Origin of the sequence: Verticiella sediminum (assembly GCF_007558815.1) — a bacterium.
Classification (GTDB): domain Bacteria; phylum Pseudomonadota; class Gammaproteobacteria; order Burkholderiales; family Burkholderiaceae_B; genus Verticiella; species Verticiella sediminum.
Map to the genome: position 1 here is coordinate 72,805 of NZ_VLTJ01000004.1, position 19,127 is coordinate 91,931.

Annotated in this window: 15 protein-coding genes; 5 read left to right on the plus strand and 10 right to left on the minus strand. The window is 69.9% G+C overall.

Features of this window, described 5'->3' with window-relative positions:
- Positions 1 to 271 precede the first annotated feature (271 nt).
- A complete protein-coding gene (locus tag FOZ76_RS02125; RefSeq protein WP_143946477.1) occupies positions 272 to 2,344 on the plus strand; it encodes a primosomal protein N' in 2,073 nt (690 codons plus the stop codon).
- A complete protein-coding gene (locus FOZ76_RS02130; protein WP_143946478.1) occupies positions 2,344 to 4,431 on the plus strand; it encodes a UvrD-helicase domain-containing protein in 2,088 nt (695 codons plus the stop codon). The genes FOZ76_RS02125 and FOZ76_RS02130 overlap by 1 nt, the downstream gene beginning before the upstream one ends.
- 68 nt (positions 4,432 to 4,499) lie before the next feature.
- On the opposite strand, the gene FOZ76_RS02135 is transcribed toward FOZ76_RS02130, so the two are convergent.
- The gene (locus tag FOZ76_RS02135) at positions 4,500 to 5,495 is read right to left on the minus strand and encodes an RpnC/YadD family protein (protein WP_143946479.1); all 996 of its coding nucleotides are present in this window, start codon (positions 5,493 to 5,495) and stop codon (positions 4,500 to 4,502) included.
- A gap of 152 nt (positions 5,496 to 5,647) precedes the next feature.
- On the opposite strand from FOZ76_RS02135, the gene FOZ76_RS02140 reads away from it, so the two are divergent.
- A complete protein-coding gene (locus FOZ76_RS02140; RefSeq protein WP_143946480.1) occupies positions 5,648 to 6,808 on the plus strand; it encodes a pyridoxal phosphate-dependent aminotransferase in 1,161 nt (386 codons plus the stop codon).
- Positions 6,809 to 6,881: 73 nt separating this feature from the next.
- Here FOZ76_RS02140 and FOZ76_RS02145 read toward each other — a convergent pair whose 3' ends face one another.
- The 5 genes from FOZ76_RS02145 to FOZ76_RS02165 all read right to left on the minus strand — a co-directional run bounded on the left by FOZ76_RS02145 (position 6,882) and on the right by FOZ76_RS02165 (position 11,678).
- Positions 6,882 to 7,883 (minus strand): Bug family tripartite tricarboxylate transporter substrate binding protein, encoded by a 1,002-nt coding sequence (locus tag FOZ76_RS02145; RefSeq protein WP_143946481.1) that lies wholly within the window; start codon positions 7,881 to 7,883, stop codon positions 6,882 to 6,884.
- 45 nt (positions 7,884 to 7,928) lie between these two features.
- On the minus strand, positions 7,929 to 8,729 hold the full coding sequence (locus FOZ76_RS02150; protein WP_246129252.1) for a GntR family transcriptional regulator: 801 nt from the start codon (positions 8,727 to 8,729) through the stop codon (positions 7,929 to 7,931).
- Positions 8,730 to 8,826: 97 nt separating this feature from the next.
- Complete coding sequence (locus FOZ76_RS02155) at positions 8,827 to 9,594, minus strand: enoyl-CoA hydratase/isomerase family protein (protein ID WP_143946483.1); 768 nt, start codon at positions 9,592 to 9,594, stop codon at positions 8,827 to 8,829.
- Positions 9,595 to 9,640: 46 nt separating this feature from the next.
- Positions 9,641 to 10,438: an enoyl-CoA hydratase/isomerase family protein gene (locus tag FOZ76_RS02160; RefSeq protein WP_143946484.1), complete on the minus strand. Its 798-nt coding sequence runs from the start codon at positions 10,436 to 10,438 to the stop codon at positions 9,641 to 9,643.
- A gap of 37 nt (positions 10,439 to 10,475) precedes the next feature.
- Positions 10,476 to 11,678: a CaiB/BaiF CoA transferase family protein gene (locus FOZ76_RS02165; protein ID WP_143946485.1), complete on the minus strand. Its 1,203-nt coding sequence runs from the start codon at positions 11,676 to 11,678 to the stop codon at positions 10,476 to 10,478.
- A gap of 185 nt (positions 11,679 to 11,863) precedes the next feature.
- Here FOZ76_RS02165 and FOZ76_RS02170 point away from each other — a divergent pair, with 185 nt between their 5' ends.
- Positions 11,864 to 12,538, plus strand: a complete 675-nt coding sequence (locus FOZ76_RS02170) for a hypothetical protein (protein ID WP_143946486.1) — start codon at positions 11,864 to 11,866, stop codon at positions 12,536 to 12,538.
- Between the two features lie 96 nt (positions 12,539 to 12,634).
- Here FOZ76_RS02170 and FOZ76_RS02175 read toward each other — a convergent pair whose 3' ends face one another.
- From FOZ76_RS02175 to FOZ76_RS02185, 3 genes are all read right to left on the minus strand, one after another.
- Complete coding sequence (locus FOZ76_RS02175; RefSeq protein WP_143946487.1) at positions 12,635 to 13,792, minus strand: acyl-CoA dehydrogenase family protein; 1,158 nt, start codon at positions 13,790 to 13,792, stop codon at positions 12,635 to 12,637.
- A 166-nt stretch (positions 13,793 to 13,958) separates the two neighbouring features.
- Entirely contained in the window at positions 13,959 to 14,957 is a 999-nt protein-coding gene (locus tag FOZ76_RS02180; protein WP_170235257.1) for a Bug family tripartite tricarboxylate transporter substrate binding protein, read from the minus strand.
- 70 nt (positions 14,958 to 15,027) lie between these two features.
- Positions 15,028 to 16,599: a sulfatase family protein gene (locus FOZ76_RS02185; protein WP_143946489.1), complete on the minus strand. Its 1,572-nt coding sequence runs from the start codon at positions 16,597 to 16,599 to the stop codon at positions 15,028 to 15,030.
- 155 nt (positions 16,600 to 16,754) lie between these two features.
- Here FOZ76_RS02185 and FOZ76_RS02190 point away from each other — a divergent pair, with 155 nt between their 5' ends.
- Entirely contained in the window at positions 16,755 to 17,687 is a 933-nt protein-coding gene (locus FOZ76_RS02190; protein ID WP_143946490.1) for a LysR substrate-binding domain-containing protein, read from the plus strand.
- Positions 17,688 to 17,713: 26 nt separating this feature from the next.
- Here the strand turns inward: FOZ76_RS02190 and FOZ76_RS02195 are convergent, their stop codons facing one another.
- Positions 17,714 to 19,081: an amidohydrolase gene (locus tag FOZ76_RS02195; protein WP_143946491.1), complete on the minus strand. Its 1,368-nt coding sequence runs from the start codon at positions 19,079 to 19,081 to the stop codon at positions 17,714 to 17,716.
- Positions 19,082 to 19,127 lie beyond the last annotated feature (46 nt).

The window sequence follows — 19,127 nt, forward strand, 5'->3', positions numbered from 1 at the left end:
TGTGCACAGCGAGATGTGGTATAGGGGTTCTCCCTAGGTGCCCGCCAGAGGATCAGCAAGTTCGTCGTAAGTCATTGATAAGTCGAATTATTTTGAACTTCATCAGGGTATTCTCAAGCAGTTGGAAAGTGTGCTAAGCGACTTGTCCAAGTCCATCCGGGCATTTTCCCCAAAGTTATCCACAGGCTAAAAAGGAATCTAGGGCAAACCAGAGGGCGCCGATTCCAGTTAGGCCAAAAATCCAGAATTCACTTTAAGTTCCCCATCGTTCGTGCAAGCCCCGATCTGGCTCCGAGTTGCGCTGGACGTGCCCCTCGACGGGCCGTTCGATTACCGAAGCACCACGCCGGTGCAGGCCGGGCAGCGCGTCATCGTCCCGTTCGGCAGGCGGCAACTGGTGGGGATGGTGCTCGACGTAGTGGACGCCCCCGCGGTCGACCCGCAGCTCGTGCGTGACGTGGAGCGCGTGCTGGACGACGTCGAGCCCTTGCCGGCGGACTGGCTGCGCCTGACGGGCTTCGCGGCGGCCTACTATCATCGGCCGCTGGGCGAGGTGATGCTGCCCGCGCTGCCCGGCCCGCTGCGCAAGCCGTCGGCCTATCAGGGCAAGCGCGCCGGCGCGGGGCCGGTGGCCCGGCTGCTGGCGCGCCGCCGGCGCGCGGACGCGGCACCCACCGAGGCGCCCGACGCGCGGGCGGAGCTGGCGGCCACGGCGCCCACGCTGAACCCGGCGCAGCGCGAGGCGGTGGACGCGATCCAGGCCGAGACCGGCTACGCCGCCTTCCTGCTGCACGGCGTGACCGGCAGCGGCAAGACCGAGGTCTATCTGCATGCCGCAGCGCATGCGCTGACCCGAGGGCGCCAGGTGCTGCTGCTGGTACCCGAGATCAACCTGACTCCCCAGTTGCAGCGTGCCCTGGTCTCCCGGCTGCAGAAGATGGCGGGCGAGGACGGGGTGGCCGTGTTGCACAGCGGGCTGGCCGAGAGCGAGCGGCTGGCGGCCTGGCTGGCGGCAGTGACGGGCCGTGCCCGCGTGGTGCTGGGCACGCGCCTGTCGCTGCTCACGCCCCTGCCGCAGCTCGGCCTGATCGTGGTCGACGAGGAGCACGATCCGTCCTACAAGCAGCAGGAAGGGCTGCGCTATTCGGCGCGCGATCTCGCGGTGTGGCGCGCGCGCGACCTGGACATCCCGGTGGTGCTCGGCTCGGCCACGCCGTCGCTGGAGACCTGGCATCACGCCGAGCGCGGGCAGTACCGGCGCCTTGCGCTGCCCGCCCGGGCGGTGGCGGCCACGCCGCCCGCGATGCGTTTGCTCGACACGCGCAACGTCCGCCTGGAGCAGGGCATGGCGCCCGAGCTGCTGGCGGCCATCGGCAAGCGCCTGGAGCAGCGCGAGCAGGTGCTGGTGTTCCTGAACCGGCGCGGTTACGCGCCGGTACTGCACTGCGGCGCCTGCGGCTGGGTGAGCGACTGCACGCGCTGCTCGGCCCACCTGGTGCTGCATCGGGCGCGCGCGGGCACCGTGCTGTGCTGCCACCACTGCGGTGCGCGCGAGCGCGTGCCGCATGCCTGCCCGGACTGCGGCAACCAGGATCTGCAGCCGATGGGCCGCGGCACCCAGCGGGTGGAAGAGCACCTCGCCGAGCGGTTCCCGCAGGCGCGGATCGCGCGCATCGATGCCGACAGCACGCGGCTGAAAGGCAGCGCTGAACAGCTTTTCGCCCGGGTGCATGCGGGAGAAATCGACATCCTCGTGGGCACGCAGATGGTGGCCAAGGGGCACGACTTCCGCAATCTCGGCCTGGTCGGTGTGCTCAATGCCGACGCCATGCTGTTCTCGCAGGATTTCCGCGCGCCCGAGCGCCTGTTCGCCCAGCTCATGCAGGTGGCGGGGCGGGCCGGCCGCCACCTGGGCGGCAGCCAGGTCATCATCCAGACCGGCTATCCGGAGCAGCCGGTCTACCAGGCCCTGCTGCGCCACGACTACCAGGGCTTCGCCGCCTACGGGCTGGCCGAGCGGCGCAGCGCCGGGCTGCCGCCGTTTTCCTTCCAGGCCCTGCTCACCGCTGAGTCGGACGAACTGGCACTCACCTTGGGCTTTCTCGAAGAGGCGCGTGCACTGGGCGAACAGTGCCAGGACGGTCAGACGACGGTGATGCTTTATGATCCAGTTCCGTTGCGGGTGGTGCGCGTGAATCGCGTCGAGCGTGCCCAGCTCCTCGTCGAGAGCCCGCATCGTCCCGCCCTGCAGGCCTTTCTGCGCGCCTGGCTGGCCGCGCTGGCCGGCGTCCCGTCTCCGCGCCGCCTGCGCTGGCAACTCGAAGTCGACCCCCTGGAAATCTGATGTCCGCTACGCCCTTCGTCCCCGGCGCGTCCGTCACCGCCGGGCTCAATGCCGCCCAGCGCGAGGCGGTGCTCTACCTGGACGGCCCGTGTCTGGTGCTGGCCGGAGCCGGCAGCGGCAAGACGCGCGTCATCACGCAGAAGATCGCCTACCTGGTCGGCGAATGCGGCTATTCGCCACGCCACATCGTCGCGCTCACCTTCACCAACAAGGCCGCGAGCGAGATGGCGCACCGGGTGCAATCGGTGCTGCCGGGCAAGCAGGGGCGCGGGCTGACGATCAGCACCTTCCATTCGCTGGGGGTGCGCCTGTTGCGCGAGGAGGCCGCGCTGGTGGGCCTGAAGCCGCAGTTCTCCATTCTGGACTCGGACGACGCGCTGGCCATCCTGCAGGATCTGCTCGCCACCACCGACAAGGCGCGCCTGCGCAGCGTGCAGCACACGATCTCGCTGTGGAAGAACGGCCTCATCGAGCCCGACGAGGCCGAGCGAACCGCGGCCAGCGCCACCGAGCGCGATGCAGCCAAGGTGTACCGCAGCTACCGCGACACGCTCGTTGCCTACCAGGCGGTGGACTTCGACGACCTGATCCGGCTGCCGGCGCGGCTGCTCGAAGAGCACGCGCAGGCGCGCGAACGCTGGCAGTCGCGCGTGCGCTACCTGCTGGTCGACGAATACCAGGACACCAACGTCTGCCAGTACCGGCTGGTGCGCCTGCTCACCGGGCCGCGCGCGATGTTCACCGCGGTGGGCGACGACGACCAGGCGATCTACGCCTGGCGCGGCGCGACCATCGAGAACCTGGCCAAGCTGACCACCGACTATCCCAACCTGAAGGTGGTGAAGCTCGAGCAGAACTATCGCTCGGTGCAGCGCATCCTCGCCGCCGCCAACAGCGTGATCGAGCGCAACCCCAAGCTGTTCGAGAAGAAGCTGTGGTCGGACCTGGGCGTGGGCGAGCCCATCGTCGTCCTGCCCCAGGACAACGAGGAGGCCGAGGCCGAGAACCTGGCCATGCGCATCTCCGCCGGGCGCTTCGAGCGGCGCTGCGAGTGGCGCGATTTCGCCATCCTGTATCGCAGCAACCACCAGGCGCGCGTGCTCGAGCAGGCCCTGCGCAACCTGAAGATCCCGTACACGATCTCGGGCGGGCAGAGCTTCTTCGACAAGGCCGAGGTGCGCGATCTCCTGAGCTACCTGCGCCTGATCGCCAACGACGAGGACGACCCCGCCTTCATCCGCGCAGCCACCACACCCAAGCGCGGCATCGGGCAGGGCACGCTGCACGGGCTGGGCACCTATGCCGGCAACCGCCAGGTGTCGCTGTTCTGCGCGATTTTCGAGCAGGGGCTGGAGGCGCACCTGCCCGAGCGCCAGCTCTACGCCCTGCGCGAGTTCGGCAGCTTCGTGCAGCGCATGCAGTGGCGCGCCGGTCGCGGCACCCCGGATGCCCAGACGCCGGCGAGCAGCGAGCCCGCCGGGCCGATCCTGGACGACCTGGTCGCCGCCATCGGCTACGAGCGCTATCTCTACGACACCTTCGACGAGCGCGCGGCGCAGTCGCGATGGCAGAACGTCATCGACCTGCTCGGCTGGCTCAAGCGCAAGGCCGAGGACGACGGGCTCTCCCTGATGGAACTGGTCCAGCACGTGGCCCTCATCACCATGCTGGAGCGCGGCGAGGACGAGGAGCCCGACGCGGTCAAACTCTCCACCCTGCATGCGTCCAAGGGGCTGGAGTATCCGCACGTGTTCCTCGCGGGCGTGGAAGAGGGCCTGCTGCCGCACCAGGGCAAGGACGATGAGGAGGGCGACCCCGAGCGCGCCGCCGAATCGCTGGACACGCGCATCCAGGAAGAGCGCCGCTTGATGTACGTCGGCATCACGCGCGCGCAGCGCAGCCTGCACCTGAGCTGGTGCAAGCGCCGGCGGCGGGCGCGCGAGGACATCGTGCGCGAGCCCTCGCGCTTCATCAAGGAAATGGGGATCGAACTGGCGCCGGTGGCCGATGCCAACGCGGGCATGAGCCCGAAGGAGCGGCTGGGGGCGTTGAAAGCCTTGCTCAACCGGCCCGGCAAGACGGCCTGAGGGGCCAGGGGGCGCAGGGCCCGGCTGCGCCTTTCGCGGGCGTGGCCGTGCGCCTGGCGGGCGAGGATTCAGTCGGGCGCGACCACGCGCTCCGCGGAGTCGGCATCGAGCACGCGCAGCGACCACGCCTGCAACTGGTCCGGGTCGGCGGCTTCCAGCGTTTGCAGCACGCTTGGCGCCAATTCGCCGAAGCGCCGCTGCATCTGCGCGCGCAGCATGTTGCGCATACCGTCCGCACGGCCGCGTTCAAGGCCTTGTTCCAAGCCTTTTCGGATGCCGGCCCGTTCCACACTGGTGATGTAGGCCATGGGGTGTTCTCCCTCGATGTCGTTCAGCGCAGCCAGGAAGGCCGGCTCGTGTTCGGGCGCGAGCGTCAGCACGCCGTCGATGAAGGTGAAAAGTCGGCGCACGTCGCTGGCACCGTAGCCGTGTTCGTATAGTAAGCGCACGAGCGCGACCTTGCTGGCGAGCCGGGCGGCCGAGGTATGCCGCCGGGCAGCGTCGAGTTCTGCTATGACCACGATGGCAAAGGGATTGGCGCGCGCCAGATCGAGCAGGGCCTGGCGCTGGCCCGCCCAGCCGCTGAGATGCACGACGGGAAAGCGATAGGTCAGCGAAACGTACTGTCCGTCCAGGGGCGCATACGCGTATTTCAGCACAGCGTGTCGGGCCCGCGATGCGGAGCGCGTCAGGATGGCGAACTGCATCAGGTCTTCCCGCGGATGGCGCTCGCGCAGGCGGTAGTGGTAGACGAACATGCGGCGCGCAAAATCCGGTGTAGGCCGTGCCTGTACTTCAAGGTGCAGCAAGAGAAGAAGATCCTTGCCTTCCTTGAGGAAGACCCGCGCGAGTTTGTCGACATGACGCCGGCCGTCGCGCAGGGCGCCGCCGATGCGCTGCAGCTCCTTGTCGAGAAAGACGGGCGCCTGGCCGAAATCGATGCGTGCGTGCAGCGCGGGCCAGAAGAGGGCCAGGCAGGGGCCGAGGTAGTCGTCGAGCGCATCCTTCCAGCGGCCGTCGTCGTCCGGCGGCAAGAAGGTGCCGGCAGCAGGAAGCTCTGGCATGGGGGTTCTCCGCAAGAACGCCCAGCCTAGCCGGGCCAAGCGCGGTTGCGCCGCCTGCCGTGTCGATCCGCACACAGTGCCGCGCCCCGGCAGGGCTACACTGGCGGCTTCGGTCCTTCTCCTGCCCGGGCGGCTGCGCCCCGTTCTTCGTCATGCCCCGTCTCGCCTCCCGCATCGATCGCATCGCTCCCTTCTACGTCATGGAACTCGTCAAGCGCGCCGCAGCGCTACAGGCCGCGGGGCGCGACATTGTGCACCTGAGCATCGGCGAGCCGGATTTCACGGCGATTCCGGCGGTGGACGAGGCGCTGGCGGCGGCTGTGCGGGCGGGACATACGCGCTACACGGCGGCCAACGGCCTGCCCATGCTGCGCGAGGTCATTGCCGCGTTCTACGAGCAGCGCTTCGGCGCGCGCATCGATCCGGCGCGGGTCATCGTCACGGCCGGGGCCTCTGGCGCCCTGGCGCTGGCGTGTACCGCCTTGCTGGAGCCGGGCGCCGAGGTGCTGATGGCCGACCCGGCCTATCCCTGCAATCGCCACTTCGTGACGGCCGCGGGCGGCCAGCCGCGGCTGGTGCCGACCGGGCCGGCCGAGCGCTTCCAACTGACCGCGGCCCACGTGCGCGAGCACTGGACGCCGCGCACGGCGGGCGTGATGGTCGCCAGCCCCAGCAACCCGACCGGCACCAGCATCTCGCGCGAGGCGCTGGCCGACCTCGTGCGCGAGGTGCGCCTGCGCGACGGCTTTGCCATCGTCGATGAGATCTACCTTGGCCTGTCCTACGACGCGGCGCCGCGTTCGGCGGCGCTGCTCGGCGACGACCTCATCGTCGTCAACAGCTTCTCCAAGTATTTCCACATGACCGGATGGCGCCTGGGCTGGCTGATCGTGCCGCCCGATCTGGTGTCGGCCTTCGAGAAGCTCGCGCAGAACCTGGTGATCTGCGCTTCGGCCCTGGCCCAGTATGCGGCGCTCGCCTGCTTCACGCCTGATGCGCAGGCCGAGTTCGAGCGGCGCCGCCTGGCCTTCCAGGAGCGGCGCGACTACCTGCTGCCGGCGTTCGAGGCGCTCGGCCTGCACGTGCCGGTCAGGCCGGACGGCGCGTTCTACATCTATGCCGACGTGAGCGCGCACGCGGCCGACAGCAATGCGCTGGCGCACCGGCTGCTCGACGAGGCCGGCGTGTGCGCCGTGCCGGGGCTGGATTTCGGTACGGCCGAGCCGGGGCGCTACATGCGCTTCTCTTATGCCAACAGCCTGGAACGGCTGCAGGAAGCGGTGGCGCGCATGGCGGGTTTCCTCGGCCGCTGAGGCGGCGCCGGCGCCCACCCGTGGGCATCCTCCGGCAGGGTGGGGGCGCAGCGCCCGGCGCAAGGCGGGTGGATCATTCCGGCTGGATGCCCGCCTTGCGGTAAATGTCCTGATAAAGCTTGAGTTCGTCGCGGATGAAGGCCTGCAACTGCTCGGGCGTGAGGTCTTCATAGTAGGCGCCCATGGCATCGCGGTACTTGCGGCCGGTCTCGGAGTGCGAGTAGTCGGCAAGCGCTTTGCGCAATGCATCGACAGCCTCCGGCGGGGTACCCTTGTGCGCGAACATCACGCTCCAGCCGCTCATCACGTATCCCGGGAAGCCGGACTCGATCATCGTCGGCACCTCGGGAATGACCGGGACGCGCTGGGGCGAGGTGACGGCCAGGGGCTTCATCGCGCCGCCCTGGATCTGGCCGACGACGGCCGCGGTATCGACGAACATGAAGTCGACGTGCCCGCCCATCAGGTCGGTGAGCGCCTGCGGGCTGCTCTTGTAGGGCACGTGGACGGTTTCCAGGCCGGCCTCCTGGTTGAAGCGCTCGGCGCTCGCCCGGTGCGAGGCGCTGCCGGCCGCGTAGGTGACGCTGCCGGGCGGCTTGCTGCGGATGAAGTCGACGAGCTCCTTGACCGAGCCGATCTTGTGCTTGGGCGAGACGAACAGCGCCAGCGGCGCGACCAGGCTGCGGTGGATCGGCACGAAGTCGGCCACCGGATCGTAGGGTAGCTGTTTGAACAGCACCGGGTTGGCCGCGTGCGTGGTATTGCCGGTGGAAATGATGGTGTAGCCGTCGGGCGCGGCGCGCAGGAAGTCCTGCACGCCGATGATGCCGTTGCCGCCGGGCTTGTTGTCCACGATCATCGTCCAGCCGGTCTGCTGGCTGACATAGTTGGTCATGGTGCGCACGCCGTTGTCGGTGCCGCTGCCGGCGGCGAAGGGCACGACGACGCGGATCGGCTGCTCCGGGTAGGCCGCATGGGCGAGGCCGGACAGGCTGGCGACGAGCGCGAGGCCGAGGCCGGCAAGCCGACGGCGCAGGCGGCCGCGCAGGGCGGCGGGAGCAATGCGGTGATGCATGATGTCTCCTTCGGCTCTCTTCTGGAGCCTGTGGTTGGGGTGCGATCAGGTCTCGCTGCGCGTGGCCGGAACCACGGCGAGCGGGTAGGCGAACAGCAAGTCGGCCGGCAGCACGGTATCGAGCACGAAGCGATCGCCCCGATACCAGAAGTCGCCGGCATAGACGATGCGCCCGTCGACGTCGGTGAGCCGCCGCACGACGTGCGCCACCGGCGCGGCGAACGGGTAGTCCAGGGCATCGGCCTGGGCCCGTTCGGCCGCGCCGACGGTCATGGTCTGGTGCAGATGGCCGAGCGGCCGGCTGCCGTGCTCGCGCAGCAGCCCGGCGAGCTTGGCATGCTCGATGGCCCGGGGCGGAAAGCGGTCATGCTCGCGCTGCGCCACGTAGAGGTCGACCAGGCAGAACGGTTGTGCATCGTGCAGGTGCAGCTTGCGGATGCGCAGGTACTGGGTATCGGCGCTCCCGCCCTCGTGCAGCGTCGCGGGCAGGGCCTGGTCGCGCTGCGTGTCGAGGATGCGGATGGATAGCGCCGGCGGATGCTGCAGCGGGTCGTTGATGGCCGCGCGCAAGGCAGGGCTGGGGCCCCGGCCCTGCGCCGTGGATGCAACGTGGGTGCCGCGTCCGCGATGCGTCGTGATGAGACCCTCGGCGGCCAGGCGACCGTAGGCCTGGCGCACCGTGATGCGCGCTACGCCGAGCTCGCTCGCGAGCTGCTGTACCGTGGGCAGGCGATCGCCCACGCGCCAGTGGCCGTTCGCGATGCGCTGCCTGAGCACGCTGGCGAGCTGCAGATAGCGCGTGACGCCGCTCGGGCCTGCCGGGAGGCTGGCGGGAAGGGCGCTCACTGGACTACCTTCGCCCTCGCGGGCTGCGGCGCGAGCGCCTCTGGGCGGCCACGCGGCGCTCATCGCAGGCTCCTCGTCGATCCCATTGCGCTGGCGTTCAGCGGCCGGTCCAGACCGGCTTGCGCTTCTCGCGGAAGGCGAGCTGGCCTTCCTTGGCATCCTCGGTGAGGGCGAACAGCGCGATCTGGCTTTCGGTGAAGGCCATGGATTCCTCGAACGACATCTCGTCGATGTTCTTCATCAGGTACAGGCCGCGCCGGATCGCCGCGGGCGACTTGTCGAGCAGCCTGGCGACGAGCGCGTCGAGCGCCTGGTCCACGTCGTCGGCGACGTAGTTGACCAGGCCGATGTCCAGCGCCTCCTGCGCGTCGATGGGTTCGCCCGTGATGCACAGTTCCGTCAGCTTGCGGCGCCCGATCAGATGCTGCAGCACAGTGAGCACCTGGGCTGGAAAAAGACCCACCTTCACTTCGGGCAGGCCGAAACGGGCGCTGCTGCTGCTGACGGCCATGTCGCACATGGAGAGCAGGCCCATGCCGCCGGCCATGCACGCGCCGTTGACGCGGGCGATCATCGGTACATTGCTCTGGCGCGCCTTGCGAAAGAGATTGGCGAAGCCCGAGCGCGGTTCGGAATAGTCGAACACGAAGGCCTTGCCCGACTGCAGGTCGGCGCCGGCGCAGAAGGCGGCCTCGCCGGTGCCGGTGAGCACGATGGCGCGCGTGCCGCGCTCGGCGTTGGCCTGGTCGATGGCGCGCGCGATGCCGGAGAGCACGTCCGGGCTCACCGCATTGCGGCGCTCCGGCCGGTTGATGGTCAGCCACATCAGGTCGTCGCGCACTTCGACCAGCAGGTCTTGGCTCATTCGGGGTATCTCCATCGATGGGGAATGCGGCGGCGGCGGCGGACGCTCAGCGGGCCGCCGGCCATTGGAAAAGGGCGGGTTCGCGGGCCAGGAAGCGGCGTACCGCCTCGCGATGGCCGGCGCTGGTATAGGCGGTGCCCTGAGCGGTGGCCTCGTATTCGAGCAGGCCGGGCAGGGTGCTGCCCAGCGACTGCGCCAGGCCGCAGCGCGTGAGCGCGATGGCGGCCGGCGAGGCGCTGGCCAGGGCCGCGCCCATGGCCTGGACGCGCGCTGCGATCTCAGGCGCCGGCACCACCTCGGTCACCAGCCCCCAGTCGAGCGCGGTGGCGGCGTCGAGTTCGCGGGTGGTGAGCATCAACTGGCGCGCGCGCGCCAGCCCCACGAGGCGCGGCAGCGTGTACAGCGCCCCGCAGTCGGGCACCAGGCCCACGCGCAGGAAGGACATGCAAAAGCGCGCCGCCGGCGTTGCGATGATGAGATCGGCGAGCAGGGCAATGCTGAAGCCTGCGCCGTAGGCCGAACCGTCGACCGCGGCGATGATCGGCTTTTCGCTGCGCTCGAGCCGCTCGACGAGCGGGGCGGCCGCGCGCATGCGGCTGCGGCCCGCGGCCGCGTCCGGAACGGCGTCGGGGGTCATGCTGCTGATGTCGCCGCCCGCGCAGAAATGCCCGCCGCGGCCGGTGAGCACCAATGCGCGCACGGCGTCGTCGTCCATGGCGGCGTCGATGGCCTGCAGCAGCTCCTTGCGCATGACGCCATCCAGGGCGTTGCGCTTGTGCGGGCGGTTCAGGGCGATGGTGGCGACGCCCTGGGCGACGGCGTATTCGATGGTCTGGAAGGTCATGGCGCGCTGGCGGGAGAGTCAGGGTCGATTGACAGGCCTAGTCGGGCGAGCGGCTGGCGCCGCAGGAGAACAGCTCGGCAATCGCCTCGTCGTCGTAGCCGGCCTCGGCGAGCAGCTCGCGGCTGTGTTCGCCCAGGCGGGGCGCAGGCTTCATGTCGGGCGGTGGCGTGCCGTGCCATTCGCTCGGTACCGCCATGGTGCGGATGCGGCCCACGCTCGGGTGTTCCGCCTCGCCGAAGAAACCGATGTCGGCCAGGTGCGGATCGTCGAGCAGGCTGTCGAAGGTGTGCATGGGGAACACCGGAATGTCGGCCTCCTTCAGCAGTTCGCGCCATTCGGCCGTGGTGCGCTCGCGCAGCGCCTCGGCGGCCATGCCGTAGAGCTCGGTGATGTGCGCGGTGCGCGTGGTGATGTTGGCAAAGCGGGGGTCGGTATCGAACAGCTCGGCCTTGCCGATCACGCGCAGGAAGGTCTTCCAGTGGGCATCGGTGTAGATCAGGCAGCAAACGTAGCCGTCCTGCGTCTGGTAGGGCCGGCGTTCGGGCGAGAGCAGGCGCGGATAGCCGTAGCCCGCGCGCGGCGGAACGAACGTATGTCCGTACAGATGGTCGCCCATGATGTAGGGCACCATGGTCTCGAACATCGGCACGTCCACGCGCTGGCCCCGCCCGGTGCGTTCCCGCGCATACAGGGCGGCGCAGATCACGCCGAAGGCGTACAGGCCGACCGAACGGTCGGCGATGGTGATCGGCAGGTAGCGCGGAATGTCGCCGCTGCCCTCGGCCACCGCCTGCGGCAGCGCGCAGGCCGCCTGGATGAGGTCGTCGAACGCCGCCTCCGGGGCGTAGCGGCCGCGCTGCGAGAAGCCGAACATGCCGGCGTAGACGATGCCCGGGTTGACGGCGGCGACGTCCTCGTAGGCCAGACCGAGCCGCTGCATGGCGGCCGGGCGCACGTTGTAGGTGAGCACGTCGGCGGTTTCGGCGAGCCTGAGCAGGGCGGCGCGGCCCGCGGGCTGCTTGAGGTCGAGCACGATGCTGCGCTTGTTGCGGTTCAGGCCCAGAAAGAGCGGCCCCATCCGCTGGTCCCCGTTGGGGCCGATGCCGCGCACCACGTCGCCCTCGGGCGATTCGACCTTGATGACGTCCGCGCCCAGGTCGCCCAGCATCTGCGTGGCCGACGGCCCCATGAAGACATTGGTGATGTCGAGCACGCGCACGCCTTCGAGCGCTCCTGCCATGATGCGTCCTTTGGTCTGGCTGTATTGATTGAACCCATTATTGGGTTTAATCGGCACGGCAGCTATCCGTGTTTACCCGGCCGCCCGCGCCGCCACGAGGCCGGGCTGCAGCATTGGCCGTGCAAGACCGGCCGGCGGCCGTTCGGCACGCTGTGCTATACATCCGGGTTCGCATTGAGATTGCCATGGCCCGCCTGCCCCGTCTTTACGGTCCCGACACCCCGCATCTGCTGCAGGCCCGCCTGCTCCCGCCCGAACCCTCCCAACCGCTGCGCGTGCTCGACGACTGGCAGTCCTGGGTCGCGCTCGAGGCGGAACGCCACGGCGCCGCCGTCCATGGCTGGGCGCTGACGCCCGAGGAAATCCTGCTGCTCGCGACGCCTTCGGACGCGGATTGCCTGCGCGCGCTGATGCAGGGCCTGGGCCGGCGCATCGCGGCCCAGCGCGGCGGCGGCAAGGTCTTTGCCGCCCGCTATCATTCGGCCCTGGTCGAACCGGGAGCATGGGTGCTGCCCAGCCTGGTCTGGCTGGAAAACCTGCCCGTGCGCCATCACCATGCGCCCGATGCCGAGCATTGGCGCTGGTCGTCGGCCCATGCCCACACGGGGGCGGGCTCGCCCGGCTGGCTCACCGTGCACGCGGACTACTGGGCCTGCGGCAATACCCCGTTCGAGCGCCAGGCGCACTATCGCCGCTTGCTGCACGAGGGCCTGGGCAGCCCGGCCCAGCTACGCATCGCGCAGGCGGTGCGCGGCCAATGGGCGCTGGGTGGCCCGGCCTTCGTCGCGCGCATGGAGGAGGCCGCGAGCCGCCGCGTGCGCCCGCGCCCGCGCGGGCGTCCCCGCAAGTCGGCGGCCTGAACGCCCGGCCGCTCAGGCCAGGCCCGCGTTGCGCCGGCGCAGCGCGGCATCACCCAGCGCGCACCCCATCGGCGGGCACCGGGGCGCGTCGCCGCCTCAATCGAAGCCGCGCGCCACGATCTCTTTCATGATTTCGTTCGAGCCGCCGTAGATCTTGCTCACCCGGGCGTTCGCATACATGCGCGCAATCGGATATTCCAGCATGTAGCCGTAGCCGCCGTGCAGTTGCAGGCATTCATCGATGACTTCGCAGTTGGCCTGCGTGGTCCACCACTTGGCCATGGCGGCCTGCTCGGACGAAAGCTCGCCCTTCAACTGCAGCACCATGCACTCGTCCACGAAGCTGCGCGCGATCGTCGCCTTGGTGGCGCATTCGGCCATCTTGAAGCGCGTGTTCTGCATCTGCCAGAGCGGCTGGCCGAAGACGTCGCGCTTTTGCGTGTATTCCACGGTGAGCTGGACCGCGCGCGCCATGCTGGCCGCCGCGCCGAGGGCAATGATGAGCCGCTCCTGGGGCAACTGCTGCATGAGCTGGTACATGCCCTGGCCCGCCACGCCGCCGAGCAGATTCTCGGCCGGCACGCGGACTTCGTCGAAGAAGAGTTCGGCCGTGTCCTGGCCCTTCTGGCCGATCTTCTCGAGCAGGCGGCCGCGGCGAAAGCCCTCGGCCTGGGCGGTCTCGAGCACGAGGATCGAAATGCCCTTGGCGCCCGCGTCGGGATCGGTCTTGGCGACCACGAAGACCAGGTCGGCGAGCAGCCCGTTGGTGATGAAGGTCTTGGCGCCGTCCAGTACGTAGTGTTCGCCCATGCGGCGCGCCCGGGTGCGGATGCCGCGCAGGTTGGAGCCCGCGCCCGGCTCGGACATGGCGATGGCGGCGACCAGCTCGCCCGTGGCCATGCGCGGCAGCCAGCGCTGCTTCTGTTCCTCGGTGCCGTAGCGCAGCAGATAGTGCGCGACGATGCCGCTGTGCACCCCGTTGCCGAAGCCGCTGACCAGGGCATCGGCCAGTTCGAGCGTGATGACCGCCTCGTGCGCGAAGTTGCCACCGCCGCCGCCATAGGCCTCGGGAATGCTGGCGCAAAGCAGGCCGATCTCGCCCGCCTTGCGCCACATCTCGCGGTCGATGTGGCCCTGCTCGGCCCAGCGGGCCTCGTTGGGCACGAATTCCCGGTCGATGAAGCGGCGGATGGCGTCGCGAAAGGCGACGAGTTCGTCGTCCATCCAGGGCGCGCGCTGTGCCGGCTGTTCCATGTGCTCCTCCGCTGTCGGCGGCAGCCCGCCGGGCGCCGCTCTGGTGTGATCGTGCGCACGAGCCTAAGGCACGGCGGGCGCGCGGACAATGGCCAGGGCGCTCGCGCCCATGGCCGAAACGGTCAGGTGCATCAAGGATGAGGTCTGTGGGGCAGGGGTAAGCCTTTCAGTCCTCGGGCGCGAATCCGGTCGCCTTGACCAGACCGGCCCAGCGCTGGCGGCTGTCGGCGACCGCCTGGGCGAACGGCTCTCCGGTCTGGCCGGACACGTCGTAGCCGGTGTCTTCCAGGCGCTTGATGACCACGGGGTCACGGTGCACGGCCACCAGGGCCTGTTCCAGGCGTTCGCGGGTGTCGGCCGGAATCCGCGCCGGCGCCATCACGCCGAACCAGACTGTGGTCTGCAGCTCGGGCATACCGAGTTCGTCCAGTGTGGGCGTATCCGGCAGGAAGCGCGAGCGCTGTGCGCTGGTGGTGGCGATCGCGTTCAGCTTGCCGTCCTGGATCAGCGGCAGGCTGGTCTGTATCTGCGTGAAGCCGACCAGCGCGTGGCCGCCGACCATGTCCGCCACCTGCGGTGCCGAACCGCGGTAGGGCACGTGCACCATGTCGAGCTGGTTGCTCTCGCTCAGTTGGTAGCCGAGGAACTGGGAGGGCGTGCCCGGGCTGAACGAGGCATAGCCGGTGCCCGGATGCGCGCGCGCCCAGCCGATCAGCTCCTGCAGGGATCGCGCGGGTACGCTGGGATGGGTGGCGAGCACGAGCGGCGCCTCGACACCCTTGATGATGGGCACGAAGTCCTCGGCCTTCCAGGGCATCTGCTTGAAGGCCACCGGGTTGATTTCGACCATGGCCTGGGTACCGATCCACAGCGTGTTGCCGTCGGCCGGCTGCTGGATCACGTATTGCGCGGCGATGTTGCCGTTGGCGCCCGACTTGTTCTCGACCAGCACGGTCTGGCCGATCTCGCGCGAGAGCGCTTCGGCAACGACGCGGGCATAGGTGTCCACGGCGCCGCCGGCGGCGGTGCCGACCACCAGCCTGACCGGCTGGCTGGCGAACTCGGCGGCGTGCGCGGCCGGTGCGAGGGCCAGGGCACAGAGCGCGCCGAGTACGATGCGGCGCATGCCCGGGCGGCAGGCGGTCTGGCGAAAAGCTTGGGACATGGTCTCCTCCATGGCGTGAGCGCAACCGGTCTGGATGCCGGCTGGCGCGAGTGGATGCCGTCAACAGGCGCTAGGCGAGCGCGCTGGCATAGGGGCTGGTTTCGGTGAGGGCAAGCTGTTCGCGCGCCAGCCGCAGGGCCAGCTCGGCGCGCATCGGGACGCAGGCCGGATCGTCCCAGCGGTTGACGCATTCGTGCGGGTCGGCGCGCAGGTCGTACAGCTCGCCCCAGTCGACACCGTCGTAGAGGCTCAGACGCCAGTCGGCGGTGCGCAGGGTGCGCATGCGCACGCGGCCGGGCAAGCCGAACATGACGCGCTGGCCTTCCTCTTCGATGAGCACGGCATCGCGCCGGGGCGCGTCGCCGTCCCGCCGCACGTGAGGAAGCAGCGAGCGGCCCTGGATGCCGAAGAACGGTTCGACACTGGCGCGCTGCAAGATGGTGGGCGCGAGATCGAGCGCCGAGCACAGGGTGTCGGAGCGGCCGGCCGGCGCGGCGGGGTCGGCCCATAGGAAGGGCACCCGCACCACGCTGTCGTAGTGCAGCGGGCCTTTCCAGAGCAGTTGGTGTTCGCCGAAGTAGTCGCCGTGATCGCTGGTGAACACGACGACGGTGTTCTCGGCCAGGCCGAGCGCCTGCAGGCTGGCGAGGATGCGGCCGATGGCGTCGTCGATATGGCTGATCGAGCCGTAGTTCAGCGCGATCGCCTCGCGCGCCTCGCGCTCTGTACAGGCGAACACCGCGGGCGTGTGCTTGACCGCCTTGCCGGCGTCGCGCTGGGCATGCAGCCAGGCGACGTGGGGCGGCCGCTCTCCGCGATAGTGGAACGACGCCGGCAGCGCCACCGAGGCGGGGTCGTACATGTCCCAGAATCGCCCCGGCGGCGTGAAGGGGTGGTGCGGATCGGGAAACGAGCACTGGATGAAGAAGGGCTGCGCGCTGCCCGCGGCCGTGCGCAGCCGCGCCATCGTGCGCTCGGCGATCCAGCTCGTCGTGGAGAGTGCTTCCGGCACGCGCGTGCGCCAGGCCTGGCGCGCCTGGACCAGCGCGTAGTCGCTCGCCAGCGCAGGGTCCGGCCCGGTGACGGCGGCCACGTCGGGGTGCTCGCGCTCCAGCCAGCGCCGGTAGTGGCCGCCCGCGGTGTCGCCATGGTCGATGACCAGGTCCACCGCCTCGAAGCCGTAGAAGGGCAGGCGCACCTCGGCAGCCGGGTCGTCGCGCCAGCGCGGTGCCCACTCGTCGTCGTAGGTGCCGGGCTCGGGCGGCCACGCCTGGCGCGCGGGCCGTTCGTGCGGCGCGGGCCACAAGGCCGGCTTGCCCGTCATGTTCTGCAGGTGCGACTTGCCGACCAGGGCGGTGCGATAGCCTGCCTCGCGCAGCACGTCGACGAAGGTGGTGGCCCGGCGAGACAGCGGGATGCCGTTGGAGCGCACGCCATGCACCGACGGCATCCGGCCGGTCAGCAGGCTGGCGCGGTTCGGCATGCAGATGGGCGTGGCGACGAAATACCGGTCCGCCACCCAGGCCCGCGCGGCGAGGCCGTCCAGGTGCGGCGTGCGCACCTCGCGGTTGCCGTAGGCGCCGAGGTGGTCGGCGCGCTGCTGGTCGGTGATGATGAAGAGGAAGTTCGGGCGCTGTGTCATGGGCGTTCGGCGTTTGGGCGCATCGTCGTCGTCCATCCTCTCGCTTGCCGAAGGGCGGATGTCGATGTGTCCGTGCTGGCTCGGTGCAGTATGCCGCCGTCGCCCTGTCATTTCTAATGAATAATCACCCTTTATTCATACCCAAGAGGACATGAATGGCCGATCTGCCCGCCTGGCTGCGCCGCCTCTCGCTGCGGCACCTCGAAATCCTGCTCGCGATCCGGCGCACCGGCAGCCTGAGCCGCGCCGCCGCGGTCATGGCCAGCACTCAACCCGGCCTTTCCAAGTGGCTGCGGGAGCTGGAGGACGACCTCGGTGCGCCCTTGTTCGAGCGCACCACGCGGCGTCTTGCGCCCACGGCGACGGGCGAGGCGGTGCTGCGCCACGCCGAGCGCGTGATGGGCGAGGCCGAGCGCACGCGCGCGGAGATCCACGCCCTGCAGCAGGGCGGCCTGGGCTGGGTGCAGTTGGGCGTGCTGCCGGGGCTGGCTCCGGTGCTGGTGCCGCCGGCCCTGCGCTGGCTGCGCGAGCGCAATCTCGGCATTCACGTGCGCCTGCGCGAGAGCACGCTCGACGTTCTGCTGCCGCAGTTGCGCGAGCACCGCATGGACCTGCTCGTCGCGCGCCTGGACCGCGTCGCGCGCAATGCGGGCCTGCCGACCCATACGCTGTTCGCCGAGGACGTGGCCGTGCTCGCCAGCGCGAGCCATCGGCTGCAGGGCCGTGCCCGGCTGCGCTGGTCCGACGTGGCCGCCGAGCCCTGGGTGTTGCCGGTGGCGGGTTCGCCGATGCGCGACACGCTGGACAATGCCTTTGCCCAAGCCGGGCTGGCCACGCCGCCGCCCCTGCTCGAATCGGCTTCGCCGCTCACCAATCGGGTGATGGCGCTCGAAGCAGGCTGCCTGTTCCTGACGTCGCGCCACATCGCGGGCACGCTGGAGGCCGACGGCGCACTGCGCCGGCTGCCGCTGCGCTTTGCCGGCGTGCCCACCGATGTCGGCGTGATGTGGGCTTCAACGACGCTGTCGCCGCAGCAGCGCCACGTCGTTGCCGCGCTGGAGGCGGCCGCTGTCTCGCTGCGCGGCTGAGCGCCCGGCCTTGCGTACCCCGGGAATCAGCGCGCGGAACGCTGTGCCGCCTGCCCCGAACGCGCCAGGTAGTCCATCGCCAGCGTGGCGAGCGCGCGGGCGCCCACCGGGAACTGCTGCTCGTCCACGTCGAACTCGGCCGAGTGGTTGGGCGGCGCCTTGGTGTAGTCCTTGCCCGCCGGCGGGGCGCCGAGCAGGAAGAAGAAGCCCGGCACCTGTTTCTGGAACTCGGAGAAATCCTCGGAGCCGCTCACCTTGGGCACGACGGTGACCTTGCCGTCGGCGGCGAGTTCGAGCGCGGGCAGCGAGGCGTCCGTGAGCTTGGGGTCGTTGGTCGTGACGGGATAGGCGACCGGGCCGAAGCGCACCCGGGCCTGCGCCCCGCTCGCCTGGGCGATGTGTTCGGCGGTGCGCACGATGTGCTGGTGCGCCTGCTCGCGCATGCCTTCGTCGAAGGTGCGCAGCGTGCCCTGCATCTCGACGTCGTCGGGGATGATGTTGCTGCGCGTGCCGCCGTGGATCGAGCCGATGGTGAGCACGGCCGGTTCCTGGCTGATGTTGAGCTGGCGGCTGACGATGCCTTGCAGCCCGACCACGATCTGGCTGGCGGCCAGTATCGGGTCGACGGCGTTCCAGGGCGAAGAGCCGTGGCCGCCGCGGCCATGGACGTGGATGGTCAGGCTGTCGGAGCCGGCCATCATGGGCCCGCTGCGATAGCCCAGGGTGCCGCTGGGCAGGTTGGCCGTGATGTGCAGGCCGTAGATGGCGTCCACACCCTGCAGTGCGCCGTCGTCGATCATGGCGCGCGCGCCGAAGGCGGGCGTCCTGCCCTCGGCGTCCGGCTGCACCGGCGCGCCTTCCTCGGCGGGCTGGAACACGAAGCGCACCGTGCCGGCGAGTTCGTCGCGCAGGCCGGCGAGCGCGCTGGCCGCGCCCATCAGCATGGCGACGTGGGCGTCGTGCCCGCAGGCGTGCATCACGGGCACTTCGTTGCCCAGATACTCGGCCTTGGCGGTGGAGGCAAAGGGCAGGCCGGTGCGCTCGGCCACGGGCAGGGCGTCCATGTCGGCGCGCAGCGCGACCGTGGGCCCGGGCCTGGCGCCGCGCAGGGTGCCGACCACGCCGTGGCCACCCACGCCGGTCTGCACCTCCATGCCGAGGCTGCGCAGGTGCTCGGCGACGAGCTTGGCAGTGCGTTCTTCCTGGCCGGACAGCTCAGGGTGGGCGTGGATGTCGCGCCGCCATTCCACCATCTGCGGCGCGACGCGGTCCACGGCCTCGCGCAGGCCGTCATAGGACGCAGAGGAAAGGTTCTGCGCGTGCAGGGCCAGGGGCAGTGCGCCGGCGGCCAGGGCGAGCGCGCAGCGGCGCAGGGAGCGGGGAAGGGGATGCATGCCGGTCTCGGTCGCGGTGGTTGTGATCGTCACATGCTAAAAGGAC

Excerpts from the sequence above, each read along its gene's own strand:
- FOZ76_RS02130 (WP_143946478.1), top strand. The coding sequence starts at position 2,344 with ATGTCCGCTACGCCCTTCGTCCCCGGCGCGTCCGTCACCGCCGGGCTC.
- FOZ76_RS02135 (WP_143946479.1), bottom strand. The coding sequence starts at position 5,495 with ATGCCAGAGCTTCCTGCTGCCGGCACCTTCTTGCCGCCGGACGACGAC.
- FOZ76_RS02140 (WP_143946480.1), top strand. The coding sequence starts at position 5,648 with ATGCCCCGTCTCGCCTCCCGCATCGATCGCATCGCTCCCTTCTACGTC.
- FOZ76_RS02145 (WP_143946481.1), bottom strand. The coding sequence starts at position 7,883 with ATGCATCACCGCATTGCTCCCGCCGCCCTGCGCGGCCGCCTGCGCCGT.
- FOZ76_RS02155 (WP_143946483.1), bottom strand. The coding sequence starts at position 9,594 with ATGAGCCAAGACCTGCTGGTCGAAGTGCGCGACGACCTGATGTGGCTG.
- FOZ76_RS02160 (WP_143946484.1), bottom strand. The coding sequence starts at position 10,438 with ATGACCTTCCAGACCATCGAATACGCCGTCGCCCAGGGCGTCGCCACC.
- FOZ76_RS02165 (WP_143946485.1), bottom strand. The coding sequence starts at position 11,678 with ATGGCAGGAGCGCTCGAAGGCGTGCGCGTGCTCGACATCACCAATGTC.
- FOZ76_RS02170 (WP_143946486.1), top strand. The coding sequence starts at position 11,864 with ATGGCCCGCCTGCCCCGTCTTTACGGTCCCGACACCCCGCATCTGCTG.
- FOZ76_RS02175 (WP_143946487.1), bottom strand. The coding sequence starts at position 13,792 with ATGGAACAGCCGGCACAGCGCGCGCCCTGGATGGACGACGAACTCGTC.
- FOZ76_RS02180 (WP_170235257.1), bottom strand. The coding sequence starts at position 14,957 with ATGTCCCAAGCTTTTCGCCAGACCGCCTGCCGCCCGGGCATGCGCCGC.
- FOZ76_RS02185 (WP_143946489.1), bottom strand. The coding sequence starts at position 16,599 with ATGACACAGCGCCCGAACTTCCTCTTCATCATCACCGACCAGCAGCGC.
- FOZ76_RS02190 (WP_143946490.1), top strand. The coding sequence starts at position 16,755 with ATGGCCGATCTGCCCGCCTGGCTGCGCCGCCTCTCGCTGCGGCACCTC.
- FOZ76_RS02195 (WP_143946491.1), bottom strand. The coding sequence starts at position 19,081 with ATGCATCCCCTTCCCCGCTCCCTGCGCCGCTGCGCGCTCGCCCTGGCC.